Below are 13,680 nucleotides of genomic sequence, written 5' to 3'. Positions count from 1 at the left end.
ATACTGAAAATTTGTTTAATGCTTGAACCTTTCAAAAGCTGCCCTTTCAAGCATCTCTCTATCGTCAGGATGAGCAATTTTAATTAATTCTTGAGCTCTTTGACGAAGGTTTTTTCCATAAAGGTACGCTGTGCCGTATTCGGTTACAACATAATGAATGTGTCCTCTCGTGGTAACAACACCTGCACCTTGTTTTAGATAAGGCACAATTCTGGAAATTCCTTTTTTCGTTCTTGAAGTGATGGCAATAATCGGTTTTCCGTCTTCACTTAGTGCTGCACCTCTCATAAAATCCATTTGACCTCCAATTCCACTGTATTGCATTGTTCCGATAGAATCTGCACAAACCTGTCCTGTTAAATCAATTTCAATAGCAGAATTAATAGCAACCAATTTTTTATTTTTCATGATATTGATTGGGAAGTTTACGGTGCTTACATCATCAAACGAAAAGACGGTATTGTCATCAACATAATCGTAAAGTTTTCTTGTCCCAAAACAGAAACTTGTAACGGTTTTATTATCGTTGTAACCTTTATATTTGTTGTTGATGACATCGTTTTTAATTAAATCAATAACTCCGTCACTTAGCATTTCTGTATGTACACCAAGGTCTTTATGATTGTTCAGACATTTTAGAACAGCATCAGGAATTGTTCCGATACCCATTTGAAGGGTAGATTTATCATCAATAAGTTCAGCAACGTTTTTTCCTACAAGCATTTCTTCGGGTCCTACTTTTGATCCGTAATCAACAGTAGGAAGTTCTTCCTCGTGCCATACCAACTTGTGAATTCTACTGACGTGGATCATTCCGTCTCCATGTGTTCTAGGCATTAAAGGATTTACGATTGCAATTATTGTTTTCGCTGTGTCAACGGCAGCTCTGGCAATATCTACAGATGTACCTAATGTACAAAAACCATGTCTGTCAGGAGGAGAAACTGTTATTAAAGCAACATCTAATGGTAAAATATTTTTTCTGAAAAGAATAGGAATTTCACTTAAAAAAACAGGAACGAAATCTCCTCTGTCTGAGTTTACAGCGTCGCGAACAGGAGTGGAAACAAATAAGGAATTAACAAAGAACTTATCTTTATACTGGGGTTTTGCAATTTCTACATTTCCTTGTTGAGTAATGGAAACCATTTCTACCTTTTCCAAACGATCCGCCTGTCTTGCAAGTTCGTCAATTAGATAATTAGGAGTACATGCACTCCCATGAAAAAATACGCGATTTCCGCTTTTAATAGTGTATATAGCTTCTTCTGCACTGATATAATTGTACATAGTGAAATTTTTATGTGAAATATTTTTTTTATTGTTGTGAATAATCTTCCAACCAAGATGTTTTATAAGATGTATCCTCTACCTTTAATGCCTCTTCTGTTATTTTTAAAGGTCGGAAAGGGTCAACCATTACTGCATATTCATCAGTGAATTTTTGTCCAATACTTCTTTCCATTGCACCCGGATGTGGTCCGTGAACAATTCCTCCAGGGTGAAGTGTAAAATCCATTGCATCAATATGATTACGGCTCATGAAATCACCTTCTGTATAGAACAAAACCTCATCAGAATCAATATTTGAATGATTATAAGGTGCAGGAATTGCTTCCGGATGATAGTCATACATTCTTGCACAGAATGAACAAACCACAAAGTTGTGTGCTTCGAAATTTTGATGTACTGGAGGCGGTTGGTGCACTCTTCCTGTGATTGGTTCGAAGTTTTTGATATTGAATTTATATGGATAAAAATAACCGTCCCAGCCTACAACATCGAATGGATGTGTTGCATAGATGAAATCGGTGATTTGGTTTTCTTTTTTTACTTTGATTAAAAATTCTCCAACTTCGTCTTTGGGTTCTACAAAAGTAGGAGCAATAATATCTCTTTCGCAAAAAGGAGAATGTTCTAAAAGTTGTCCAAACTCGTTTCTATATCTTTTCGGAGTATAAATTGGAGAATGACTTTCTAAAACAAATAATACAGGGTTTTCAGATTGCAATTCTACTTGATAAATTGTTCCTCTTGGAATAATAAGATAATCTCCTTTGGAAAATTCTAAATTTCCTACGAATGTTTTTAAGATCCCGTTTCCTTCATGAATGAATAATAGTTCATCACACTCAGCATTTTTGTAGAAGTAGTCCATAGATTTTCTGGGTTTAGCCAATCCCATTTTCAGGTCATTGTTTACCATTAAAATTTTGCGGCTGTCCAGGAAATCATCTTCGGGAGTTACATTCATCCCTTTAAACATTCTCGGAGTAACGTTTTTATCAATCACAATCTTCGGAGAAACATCTTTTGGCTCTCCTATAGATTTTATTTGAGTTGGTCGGTGAATATGATACAGCAAAGAAGAAATACCGTGAAAACCTTCAGTTCCGAAAAGTTGTTCATAGTAGAATTTGTCTTCTGGCGATTTGAAAATGGTATGCCTCTTTTGCGGAATATTCCCAGCTTGATTGTATCTCATTTTTACCTATATATTTCCCTCAAATTTAATAAATTTTGATGAATTGGGTTCTACAAAATCTAGATATTGGTTTTGTGTATCTAAAAATAATTGTTAGTTTTGTCTAACAATTTTAATTTCATGAAGCGAATATTGTTTTTTTTAATTTTTTTCTCAGTCTATTGTTACTCGCAAGAGGCTGATTCTATGCGTTTAAATGATAATGGGCGTACTGATTCAATAAAAATTTCAAAAAATAAAGTCAGAACAAAATTGATAGATGATGTTGTGATTACAGGAACAATAAAACCGATTAGCAAATCAAAAAGTCCGGTTGCGGTGGAGATTTATAGTCAAAAATTTTTCCAGAAAAATCCTACTCCGAATATTTTTGAAGCAATTTCCATGATAAATGGGGTAAAACCTCAGCTTAACTGTTCGGTTTGTAATACAGGAGATATTCATATCAATGGTTTGGAAGGCCCATACACAATGATTTTAATAGATGGGATGCCTATTGTAAGCTCGCTTTCAACAGTGTATGGCTTGAGCGGAATTCCCAATAGTTTGGTTGATAGAATTGAAGTAGTAAAAGGTCCTGCTTCTTCTATTTATGGTTCGGAAGCAATGGGTGGTGTTATCAATATTATTACAAAAAATGCATTGACGGCTCCTAAATTAAGTATCGATTTTATGACAAGCAATTGGTTTGAAAATAATCTGGATTTGTCGACGAAATTTAACGTTGGAAAAAAGGTCGCTTCATTATTAAGTCTGAATTATTTCAATTTTGAAAAAAAAATAGATCAAAATAAGGATAACTTCACAGATGCAGCTTTACAAAACAGAATTTCTGTCTTTAATAAATGGAATTTTCAGAGAAAAGAAAATCGACAGGCGAGTTTTGCATTAAGATATTTGTATGAAGACAGATTTGGGGGAGAAATGCAGTGGGATAAATCTCATCGAGGAAGTAAAGAGATTTATGGAGAAAGTATTTATACGAACAGAGTGGAAGCATTCGGGATGTATCAATGGCCTCTGAAAGAAAATATTATTACCCAGTTTTCTTATAATTTTCATGATCAAAATTCTTTTTATGGAAATAATTTGTTTGAGGCAACCCAAAAAACAACTTTTCTTCAAACATATTGGGACAAAAAGTTAGGAAAACATGATTTTATTTTAGGTTTAACTTTCAAGAAGATGTTTTATGATGATAATACTCCCGGAACTTTATCGTCCGACGGACTGGAAAATAAACCTATGAAGTCACCAATTTTAGGAGCTTTTATTCAGGATCAATGGGAAATAAATGAAAAGAATACTTTATTGATAGGGTACAGGTTTGATTATGATAAAATTCATCATTCTGTACATTCTCCCAGATTTGCATGGAAATTTTCGCCAAATCCTTACCATACGCTTCGTTTCAATTTCGGAACAGGTTTTAGGGTTGTGAATTTATTTACAGAAGATCATGCTGCTTTAACGGGTTCTCGAGAAGTGGTGATAAAATCAGATTTAAAACCTGAGAAATCAATCAACGGAAATTTGAACTATGTTTGGAAAATTCCTGTTAAAGATAAGCTGATAAATCTTGATGCTTCTGCGTTTTATACTTATTTCAGCAATAAAATAGTTGGAGATTTTGATTCTGAACCTGACAAAATTATTTATGATAATCTTCATGGTTATGGAATATCAAGAGGTGCTTCATTGAATATGGATTATACTTTTAATTTTCCTTTAAGTGTAAATCTTGGTGTTACTTATTTGGATGTTTATCAAAAATTTGATGGGGAACAAGATAAAGTACAGCAACTTCATGCTCCAAAATGGAGTGGAACTTATAATTTGACTTATAAATTTCAAAATAATTTAACAATTGATTTTACTGGACAGTTTTACGGACCAATGAGATTGCCTGTTTTACCCAACGATTACCGTCCTGAATATTCTCCGTTTTATACATTGGCCAATATTCAGGTTTCAAAAAGTTTCAAATCAGGGTTTGAAGTGTATTGCGGAGTGAAAAATTTGTTCAATTTCACACCGAAAAATCCTATTATGAGACCATTTGATCCGTTTGATAAATATGTTGATGATCCCATTAATAATCCCAATCATTATACTTTTGATACGACATACGGATATGCTCCAATGCAGGGAATCAGAGGTTTTTTTGGGGTGAAATATGTTTTAAAATGAAAAGTATAATTCTGATTTTATTATTAATACCTTGTTTTTGTCTTTCGCAGATAAAAACGGGCACTTTTTATGAAGTTGAGATACTGAACAAAACTCTTCCCAAACCTGTAATTATCCATATTTATACAGATTGGTGCTCTGTCTGTAAGATTGAGTCTTTTGAAGTAAATAAGGATAAAGATTTAATTAAAATGATTAACAAAAATTTTTATTTTATCAACTTTGAAGTAGAAAAAACAAAAGATGAAATCTATTTTCAGGGAAAGAAATTCGGATATTTATCCAATGGAAATTCAGGAATCCATGAGTTGGTTCTAGCTTTTTCAAAAAATAAAAGCCAGCCTGTTTATCCGTTATGGATAATTTTAGATCAAAATCAAAATCTGATTGAATATCACGAAGGAAAGTTTAGTCCTGAAAAATTAAGGCAGAAACTCTCGGAAATTTCTGCCTTACAATAAAATTTGATGAGAAACATAAAAGTTTAATCTTTTTCTGCGTCAATTAAAATGGCTAACTGAATACAAGGTTCATCAGAACGATTACTCCATGCGTGATTCGTGCCTCTTTGTATGACGATATCTCCAGGCTTTAAAAGGGTTTCGCCTTCTTCCATAATTAAATATAATTCTCCTGAAAGAATAATGATATAGTCTAAAGTGGGAGTTTGGTGCATCATCGGATGAGGTTCTCCTTCTTTTATTTCGACCCCTAAATCTTTATCTGGCGGAATGGAAACGTATCTGAAATAAGTTCCGTTTTTCGGGGTTTGTGGAAAACCTAAGTTCGGAATTGGATTTTCAAAATCTAAACTTGCAGGAATTTGCTGTGTATTCCAAATATCTGAAATAATCAGATTTGGAAAATGTTCGACTGTATTTTTTACGATTTCGTCTTCAACAATTGCAGATTTTCCGTTTTTTATTCCTGTGACAACTCTTCTGGGGATTTTTTTCATAATCTAATGTATCATTATTAATTTATTTCCTTTTGTTTCATTGTTTTTAAGCATTGAATGGGCTTTTAAAACAGTTTCTAAAGATAATTCTCCAACAATTTTATAGTTAGGCGGATTAATGGAGTTGTTTTCCAGAAGTCTTGATATTTCTTTAAAGCTATTTTTATAATACTCATGATTTTTGTCTACAATGTAAGCGTAATTTGAAATATTCATGATTATACTTCCTTTGTGAAATAATGTATCACGAGCTTCTTGGGTAGTAAGTGCGGTCACATCTACATAAGTTCCGTTTGTTTTTAGGGTTTCAGCGGTTATTTCAGACATATAATTTCCAACTAAGTCAATTCCGAAATCAAAGAGATTGTTTTGATTGGCCTTTAGAATATTTTCAATTAAATTGTCGTTTTTATAGTTAATAATTTGGTGGCTTTGTAAGCCCATTTTTAATAGAATGTTTTTATTTTCTTCGTTTCCCACTGTTGCGATAATTTTCTGAATATTATGAGCTAATAAAAGTTTGATTAAAAAAGAACCAACACCTCCTGTTGCTCCAGTAATTAAAATTGTGTCATTTTTATTAGGTTGTAAACGATTGAAAACCTGTAAAGCTGTTACTCCAACTGATGGAATGGCTGTAGCCTGTTCAAATGAAATATTTTTAGGTTTATGTGAAACAACTGATTCGGGAATGGCAATATATTCTGTATACGAACCATTGCTACCCATAGAACTTCCACAGAAAACTTCGTCTCCGATATTGAACTGAGTGACAGAAGTGCCTTTTTCAATGACAATTCCGGATAATTCTCGGCCTAAAATGGGAGAACTTATTAATTTTCGTTCCAATTTATTTTCCAACATTTGATAATCTACGGGATTGAAGCCACTTGCTTTGATTTTGATTAAAACTTCGTTATTTTTAGGCTGTGGTTTTTCTGCAAATCCATCTTCTAATTGAAAATTTTTATTTAAAATAACAGCTTTCATATCGGTAATATTCTTGTAATCTGATAACAAATGTAAAAACAGAATAGTTTATATTTGCTACTAGTTAACTATTGGTAACTAGTAACGTTAACGTAACTATTGATGGCAAAAATTATAGAAAACGGAATTGAAAGAGAGGCTTCATGCAGCGAAGAATTATTCGCAATGCGTGATAGCATGGATGTTTTGGGTGGAAAATGGAAACTGATGATTCTGCGTTATTTAACGAACAGAACTGACCAGAAAATTCATTTCAAGAAACTTGAAAGAGGAATTGAAGGAATTTCTGCCAAAATGCTAAGCAAAGAGTTGAAAGAGCTTGAAATGAACCTGTTGATTACCCGAACTATTCAGGATACCAAACCAATTACCGTAACATACGCAGTAACTGAGTATGGGAAAACGGTATTTCCTGTAACGGAAACATTAGTGAATTGGGGATTGATTCATCGGGATAAAATCAAAAAATCAATGAATTCTCAGGATTGAAAATTTCACTTTAATAAAACGGCAATGATTGCTAAAATAGAAGGTAAAGCCTGAACAAAAAATATTCTTTTAGTCGCTGAAATTGCGCCGTAAATTCCTGCAACAGCAACACAACCTAAGAAAAACAATGCAATATTTGTCTGCCATTTTTCATCTTCAATGAATAAAGACCAAATAAGACCTGCAGAAAGAAATCCGTTATAAAGTCCCTGATTTGCAGCTAAACCTTTTGTTGGTTTGAACAGTTCTGCGGGTAAAGCAGATTTAAAAACCTCTTTTCCTTTGGTTTCCCATGCAAACATTTCCATCCAAAGAATGTAAAGATGTTCTATTGCGACTAATGCAACCAAAATTTTTGCAACAATTTCCATATTTATCGTTTTTCGAATTATAAAACTAAAAAAATAAAGTTAAGTTTGAATGTAAAATTACAAAATGGATACTTTTAGGGCTCATTTAGATAAATTTATTAAGATAAACGATGAAGAATATGCATCAATTCTTTCTTTTTTTCAGAAACAGGAAGTGAAGAAAAAAGAAAACCTGCTACCTGAAGGAGATATATGTAAGAATATGTATTTTGTTGTAAAAGGTTGTTTAAGGAAATTTTTTACTAATGAAAAAGGAGTGGAGCAAACCACAGAATTTGCCATAGAAAACTGGTGGATTACAGATACTTTTGCATACGAAAGACAAATACGATCTGATTTTTGTATTCAGGCGGTTGAAACTTCCACGATATTGATGATTGATCTTCATACGCAGGAGCTATTATTAAAGAAACATCCGGTCATGGAGCGTTATTTCAGAATGGTTTATCAAAGAGCTTATGCTGCTTCCGAACGTAGAATCCGATATTTATATGAAATGAGTCGGGAAGAATTATATGTGCATTTTAGTACTCAGTATCCTTGGTTTATTCAAAGAATTCCACAATATCTTGTAGCTTCATTTTTAGGTTTTACTCCGGAATATCTTAGTGAAATAAGAGCAAAACTACGTTCTTAAACCAGTTTAAGATTTTTGTAATTTTTAAATAAGAATTTTGTATCACAATTTAAGAATCAATCAAATTATGAACGCAAGAATTAATATGGCAACTGTAGATGTTGCTGCTTACAAAGTAATGATGGGATTAGAAGGATATCTTCAATCTATTTCATTAAACCAAATTCAGAAAGAATTAATTAAAATTAGAGCTTCACAAATTAATGGATGTGCTTTCTGTCTGGATATGCATACGAAAGACGCTGTAAAATATGGGGAAACACCACAAAGAATCTATCTGTTGAATGCATGGAGAGAAGCTACGGAATTGTATACAGAAGAAGAACAGGTGCTTTTGGCTATGACTGAAGAAATCACATTAATTAGTCAAAAAGGTCTTACTGAAGAAACCTTTCAAAAAGCAAAACAATTTTTTACAGATAAACAGATTGCAGAAATTATTATGGCAATTGTTACAATTAATAGTTGGAACAGAATCGCGATAAGCACACATTTGCCGATTGCAAAATAAGCTTTAAGTAATTTTCCCCAAAAAGCTGTTCAATATTGAACAGCTTTTTGGGGAAAATCTAATGATTATTGTAGGCTCAATTCTTTTAAAATAGCTTCACCAACGCTTTTTGCTGACTGAGGATTTTGTCCTGTAATTACTCTTTGGTCTGTAACAACATGATTTTGCCAAAGCCCCGACTTTTCAAATTTTGCTCCTCTTTCTTTTAATTTATCTTCTAGGAGAAACGGAACAACATTCGTTAATTTTACTTCAGATTCTTCTTCATTGGTAAATGCATTTACTTTTTTACCGTCAACCAGATATTTACCGTTATTTAGTTTGATATTTACCAAACCTGCAGGACCATGACAAACTCCGGCTACAATTCCTCCGTTTTCATAGATTTTTGAGGCAATATTGGCTAATTCTGTATTATCTGCTAAATCCCACATCGCACCATGACCTCCTGCATAGAATATTGTAGAATAGTCATTTGGGTTTATTTCTGATGGTTTTAGAGATTGAACTATTTTATTTTTGTATTCTTTATTTTCCCAGAATTCTTTGTTTACTGGATCTTGTAAATCAAATCCGTCAACCGGAGGAGTTCCTCCTTTTGGGCTTACAAAGTCAATTTCATATCCTGCTTTGTGAAGTACTTCCCAAGGATGAGAAACCTCACCTAAATAATAACCTGTATTGTCGCCTGTATTTCCCTTTTTGTCGTGACTGGTTACTACGAATAAAATTTTCTTTTTCATATTTTTAATTTTTTTGGTTTGTGATTGAATGCTAGCTATCATGAATATACTAAGAAATAGAAGTGCTAATTTTTTCATTTTGATAATATTTTAAACTAATTGAGAAGCTAATTCTTTCTGAAAAATAGTTTTGAGATGTTCTCGGTATATTTTCATGTCACGTTCTATATTGGCATTTTTTTCTACATCATGAAAATGAAAACTTTCCATTTTTTCTAATGATACAAAAGCATTCATTCTATGGAAACCAAATAAAGGCCCATTATCTACACTTGTTTCGTTGAAAAATTCTCCTGGAAGGGTAAAGGCTGTTTCCGGTGCATTCCAACTTGTGGTTACCATATATTTTCTTCCGCCAAGCATCCCTCCGGTTCCGTAATTGATATGCGGATTTTCTGCTTTTCTTCCGTCACTCATATAAATTCCTTTTGCGTGACCTGCTGTGAAAACTTCATCGATATATTTTTTAAAACCATTTGGTAGCTGAAACCACCAAATCGGAGTATGATAAATAATATAATCTGCCCAAACAAATTTTTGAACTTCTTCATTTTTATCATAATTTTCACTCACATTGGTAGTTTTTATTTCTATATTATCAAATGTTTTTAAAATATCTAATGTATTTTCTGTGATTGTTTTATTATATCTTCCTCCAGAGTGTCCGAAATTTTGTCCACCATTGATTATTAATACTTTTTTCATTGTTTTTTGATTTGTTTAAATTTTTACAGGGCAAAGTTAGATTGAGTTTTTGTATAATAAAAATAATATAAATTATATATTTGTATTATAATTATAATAATTAGTTATGGTTAATTTAGAATGGTATCGAACATTTAAAGCAATATATAAGACTGGAACATTGACGGGTGCTGCAGATTCTTTATTTATTTCTCAACCCGGAGTAAGTTTACATTTAAGTTCATTAGAAGCTTATGTAGGTTATAAATTATTTGACAGAACCGTGCGGAAAATGATCCCTACTGAAAGAGGGAAGGTTTTATTCAATGCAATTTGTGAACCTTTGACAAAATTGGAAGAAGTTGAGAAAAATTTCCAAAAATCAACTGAAAAGCATACCCCAACCATAAGTGTAGGAATGTGTTTTGAGACATTTCAGACAACTTTGGAGCAGTATGTTTCTACATTGCCATTTAATTTAATTATCTGTTTTGGCGAATATCCTGAAATGCTGGATCAGTTAGATAAAGGAATTTTAGATTTAATTATTACACCGAAAAAAGGTACTTCTCCCAATATTTTGCACGAAGCATTTTCTTCCGAGCAAATAATTTTAGTTGGGGGAAAGGATATTGACACGATGCAATTTGACCAAGTGAAAGAGTCCGGGAATTTTGAGTCTGTTGAAGAGTGGCTTAAAAATGAAAAATGGTATGGAACAACTGGTGATATGGAACATCTTTTCCAGTTCTGGACAATGAATTTTGGACACAAACCGGATTTTAGACCTAATTATATTGTACCCAATTTGAATTCAATTATCCGTTGTTTAAAAAGTGGTGCAGGATTAGCCGTTGTTCCTGATTTCTTATGTAAAAATGAAATCGAAAAAGGTGAAATAAAACTAGTTTGGAAAGGTGAAAAAAAGTTGGAAAATACTTTGTATTTCGGATGCAGGAAAAACACCAATTATCATAATGAAATTGACCATATCAAAGGGTTATTCAGAAAAGTGATGGGTAAAAACGAGCTTGATTCAGTTATAAAATAGTTATAAACTCATGTGGATAATGGGATATTTTTTTCCAGAACCATCTTTTTCAGACCTTCCTGTTTTTTTGAATCCCATTTTTTCATAAAAACCAATGGCTTGAGGATTTTGTTCGTTTACATCAACTTTTGTTAAGTTGGTTTCTTCTTTCATAAACTGGTATAGCTTTTTTCCGTATCCTTTTCCACGCGAATCATTGTGGATGAAAAGCATTTCCAAATTTCCTTCAGAAACGGAAGCAAAACCTTTTGCTTCTTCATTTTCGAGAATTACAAATACATCAAGATGAGGTAAATAATCTCTTGGTATTATTTCTTTGAAATAATTAAAATCCTCATCCGAAAGGAAATCATGTGTTGCTTTTACAGCAGATTCCCATATTTCCATTATTCTGGGATAATCATCTGTTGTAGCTAATCTGAATGATTGTGACATTATCTTATTTTCTAATCAAAAATAATAAATTAAGAGCTTTTGACTAAAAGAAATAAGATATTAATTAAAGGTTAAAAAATGGTTTAGAAGTAAAAATTTAAATATTTTGTCGGAAATTTGATTAAATTAAAATTATATCATGCAACAAAAAATATACACAGGACAGCCTGTAATAACACTGAACAATGGAGTGGATATTCCTGCATTGGGTTTTGGAGTTTGGCAGATGGAAAATCTGGAAGAATGTGAAAAGGCTGTGATAAAAGCCATTGAGGTAGGTTACAGAATGATTGATACGGCTTCAATTTATCTTAATGAAACGGCTGTAGGAACTGCCATAAAAAATAGTGGAGTAGACAGGGAGAAACTGTTTATCACTTCTAAACTTTGGGTTCAGGATATTGATTACGATAAAGTAAAAGGTGCCTTCCAAAGAACATTGGATAGATTACAGCTTGATTATCTTGATATGTACCTTATTCATTGGCCTTATAATGATTATATAGGAGCTTGGAAAGCTATGGAAGAGCTTTATCATGAAGGAAAAATAAAAGCGATAGGAGTTTGTAATTTTCCTGTTGAAAAATTGGATGAATTGATTAAATATTCAACTGTAAAGCCTGTTATCAACCAAATAGAACTGCATCCGATTTTTCAACAGAAGGAACTTCAGATTTTTAATAAAGAAAATAATGTTGTTACACAACCTTGGAGTCCGCTAGGAAATGGAAATACTGAACTTTTAGACAATCCGAAATTGAAAGCAATTGCCGAAAAATATAATAAAACTGTTGCTCAGGTTATTTTGAGATGGCATTTACAGGAAGGGTTTTGTGTGATTCCAAAATCTGTGACTCCATCCAGAATTGAAGAAAATTTCAATGTTTTTGGTTTTGAATTGACTGAAGAAGAAATGAATGTTGTTCGTTCTTTAGATACTGGAAAAAGATTGTTTTTCGACCCTAATGACCCAGTTTGGGAACAAAAAATGCTTAAAGCGGTTGCGGACATATAGAAAATATATCAAAACTCACTATTATGTTTTGGCCGGATTTAATTAGTAAAAAACTCAATATAAAATATCCCATTATTCAGGCTCCGATGTTTGGGGTGAGTACTCCTGAGATGGTTGCCGCTTCAAATAAAGCGGATTGTTTAGGTTCTTTGGCTTTGGCAGACCTTTCTGCTGAGAAATCTTTGGAACTAATTCATGAAACTAGAAAATTGACAGATAAGCCTTTTGCTGTTAATATTTTTGTACATGATATTCCTGAAATTACAGATTCTCTGAAAGAAGAGTTTAGCAAAACAAAGGTTTTTATTGAGCAGTTTGCCAAGGATAATAATATTGATGTTGAGCTTCCTGATTTGACGGATATTAAAGTAAATACATATCATGAGCTAATTGATGTCATTATTGAGAAAAATTGTAAGATTGTAAGTTATACCTTTGGAAATCTGGACGAAAAAAGTATTCATAAATTAAAACAAAATGATGTCATTTTAATAGGAACCTGTACTTGTGTCGAGGAGGCATTAATGCTTGAAAAATCGGGTATAGATATTATTTGTGTTCAGGGTATTGAGGCTGGAGGTCACAGAGGTACTTTTAATACTGAGACGATTCCTCAGATTGGAGGTTTATCTTTGTTGTCTCAGGTTTTTGATTGTGTGAACGTGCCGTTAATTTATGCAGGAGGTATTTACAATTCGAAAACTTTATCGGCAGCAAAAGAGCTTGGTGCACAAGGTTTTCAGGTGGGAAGTATTTTATTAGCTTCTCAGGAAAGTGCTTTATTGAAGTTTGAAAAAGAAAGACTGAAGAATGTAACGGAAAAAGACATCATGTTAACGAGGAGTTTTTCAGGTCGCTATGCAAGAGGAATTAAAAATAAATATATTGAGGCAATTGAAGATTCTGAGTATATTTTGCCTTATCCTTATCAGAATAAACTTACAAATGAATTGAGAAAAGTTTCAAAATCTTTGAATAATACAGATTTTGTGAGTATTTGGGTTGGGCAATCGATTCATGATTACAGTGAACATTCCACGGAAGATATTTTGAAAAAATTAATTAAAGACTGTGAACTATAACAAAACAACTCCTTTCAATCAGAAAGGAGTTGTTTTTAT

16 protein-coding genes are annotated in these 13,680 nt (G+C 32.7%); 8 read left to right on the top strand and 8 right to left on the bottom strand.

Features of this window, described 5'->3' with window-relative positions:
* Positions 1-15: 15 nt before the first annotated feature.
* Positions 16-1,290 (bottom strand): acetyl-CoA hydrolase/transferase family protein, encoded by a 1,275-nt coding sequence (locus OH806_RS09315; protein WP_264743398.1) that lies wholly within the window; start codon positions 1,288-1,290, stop codon positions 16-18.
* Positions 1,291-1,318: 28 nt separating this feature from the next.
* Positions 1,319-2,485, bottom strand: coding sequence for a homogentisate 1,2-dioxygenase (locus OH806_RS09310; protein WP_264743397.1), 1,167 nt, complete (start codon positions 2,483-2,485; stop codon positions 1,319-1,321).
* 120 nt (positions 2,486-2,605) lie between these two features.
* On the opposite strand from OH806_RS09310, the gene OH806_RS09305 reads away from it, so the two are divergent.
* Together OH806_RS09305 and OH806_RS09300 are read left to right on the top strand one after the other, a co-directional pair.
* Positions 2,606-4,675 (top strand): TonB-dependent receptor plug domain-containing protein, encoded by a 2,070-nt coding sequence (locus OH806_RS09305; RefSeq protein WP_264743396.1) that lies wholly within the window; start codon positions 2,606-2,608, stop codon positions 4,673-4,675.
* Positions 4,672-5,136: a thioredoxin fold domain-containing protein gene (locus OH806_RS09300; RefSeq protein ID WP_264743395.1), complete on the top strand. Its 465-nt coding sequence runs from the start codon at positions 4,672-4,674 to the stop codon at positions 5,134-5,136. The genes OH806_RS09305 and OH806_RS09300 overlap by 4 nt, the downstream gene beginning before the upstream one ends.
* Before the next feature lie 23 nt (positions 5,137-5,159).
* Here OH806_RS09300 and OH806_RS09295 read toward each other — a convergent pair whose 3' ends face one another.
* Together OH806_RS09295 and OH806_RS09290 are read right to left on the bottom strand one after the other, a co-directional pair.
* Entirely contained in the window at positions 5,160-5,633 is a 474-nt protein-coding gene (locus OH806_RS09295; RefSeq protein ID WP_264743394.1) for a cupin domain-containing protein, read from the bottom strand.
* Positions 5,634-5,636: 3 nt separating this feature from the next.
* Positions 5,637-6,623 (bottom strand): NADP-dependent oxidoreductase, encoded by a 987-nt coding sequence (locus OH806_RS09290; RefSeq protein WP_264743393.1) that lies wholly within the window; start codon positions 6,621-6,623, stop codon positions 5,637-5,639.
* 102 nt (positions 6,624-6,725) lie between these two features.
* Between OH806_RS09290 and OH806_RS09285 the strand changes: the two genes are divergently transcribed.
* Positions 6,726-7,112: a winged helix-turn-helix transcriptional regulator gene (locus tag OH806_RS09285; RefSeq protein WP_264743392.1), complete on the top strand. Its 387-nt coding sequence runs from the start codon at positions 6,726-6,728 to the stop codon at positions 7,110-7,112.
* 5 nt (positions 7,113-7,117) lie between these two features.
* On the opposite strand, the gene OH806_RS09280 is transcribed toward OH806_RS09285, so the two are convergent.
* Positions 7,118-7,483, bottom strand: coding sequence for a DUF1304 domain-containing protein (locus OH806_RS09280; RefSeq protein WP_264743391.1), 366 nt, complete (start codon positions 7,481-7,483; stop codon positions 7,118-7,120).
* Between the two features lie 64 nt (positions 7,484-7,547).
* Between OH806_RS09280 and OH806_RS09275 the strand changes: the two genes are divergently transcribed.
* Positions 7,548-8,120: a Crp/Fnr family transcriptional regulator gene (locus OH806_RS09275; RefSeq protein ID WP_264743390.1), complete on the top strand. Its 573-nt coding sequence runs from the start codon at positions 7,548-7,550 to the stop codon at positions 8,118-8,120.
* A gap of 67 nt (positions 8,121-8,187) precedes the next feature.
* Complete coding sequence (locus tag OH806_RS09270; protein WP_264743389.1) at positions 8,188-8,631, top strand: carboxymuconolactone decarboxylase family protein; 444 nt, start codon at positions 8,188-8,190, stop codon at positions 8,629-8,631.
* A 65-nt stretch (positions 8,632-8,696) separates the two neighbouring features.
* On the opposite strand, the gene OH806_RS09265 is transcribed toward OH806_RS09270, so the two are convergent.
* Together OH806_RS09265 and OH806_RS09260 are read right to left on the bottom strand one after the other, a co-directional pair.
* Entirely contained in the window at positions 8,697-9,374 is a 678-nt protein-coding gene (locus OH806_RS09265; protein ID WP_264743388.1) for a type 1 glutamine amidotransferase domain-containing protein, read from the bottom strand.
* Between the two features lie 90 nt (positions 9,375-9,464).
* Positions 9,465-10,079: an NAD(P)H-dependent oxidoreductase gene (locus tag OH806_RS09260; RefSeq protein ID WP_264743387.1), complete on the bottom strand. Its 615-nt coding sequence runs from the start codon at positions 10,077-10,079 to the stop codon at positions 9,465-9,467.
* A 106-nt stretch (positions 10,080-10,185) separates the two neighbouring features.
* On the opposite strand from OH806_RS09260, the gene OH806_RS09255 reads away from it, so the two are divergent.
* Positions 10,186-11,109, top strand: a complete 924-nt coding sequence (locus tag OH806_RS09255) for a LysR family transcriptional regulator (protein ID WP_264743386.1) — start codon at positions 10,186-10,188, stop codon at positions 11,107-11,109.
* Here the strand turns inward: OH806_RS09255 and OH806_RS09250 are convergent, their stop codons facing one another.
* On the bottom strand, positions 11,110-11,544 hold the full coding sequence (locus OH806_RS09250) for a GNAT family N-acetyltransferase (RefSeq protein ID WP_264743385.1): 435 nt from the start codon (positions 11,542-11,544) through the stop codon (positions 11,110-11,112).
* A 139-nt stretch (positions 11,545-11,683) separates the two neighbouring features.
* On the opposite strand from OH806_RS09250, the gene OH806_RS09245 reads away from it, so the two are divergent.
* Together OH806_RS09245 and OH806_RS09240 are read left to right on the top strand one after the other, a co-directional pair.
* The gene (locus tag OH806_RS09245; RefSeq protein WP_264743384.1) at positions 11,684-12,559 is read left to right on the top strand and encodes an aldo/keto reductase; all 876 of its coding nucleotides are present in this window, start codon (positions 11,684-11,686) and stop codon (positions 12,557-12,559) included.
* Positions 12,560-12,582: 23 nt separating this feature from the next.
* Entirely contained in the window at positions 12,583-13,641 is a 1,059-nt protein-coding gene (locus OH806_RS09240; RefSeq protein ID WP_264743383.1) for an NAD(P)H-dependent flavin oxidoreductase, read from the top strand.
* Positions 13,642-13,680: the final 39 nt, after the last annotated feature.

Source organism: Chryseobacterium oryctis (assembly GCF_025971925.1).
Lineage (GTDB): Bacteria > Bacteroidota > Bacteroidia > Flavobacteriales > Weeksellaceae > Chryseobacterium > Chryseobacterium oryctis.
The sequence above is the reverse complement of the archived record's forward strand: the minus strand, read 5'-3'. Positions and strand labels throughout refer to the sequence as shown.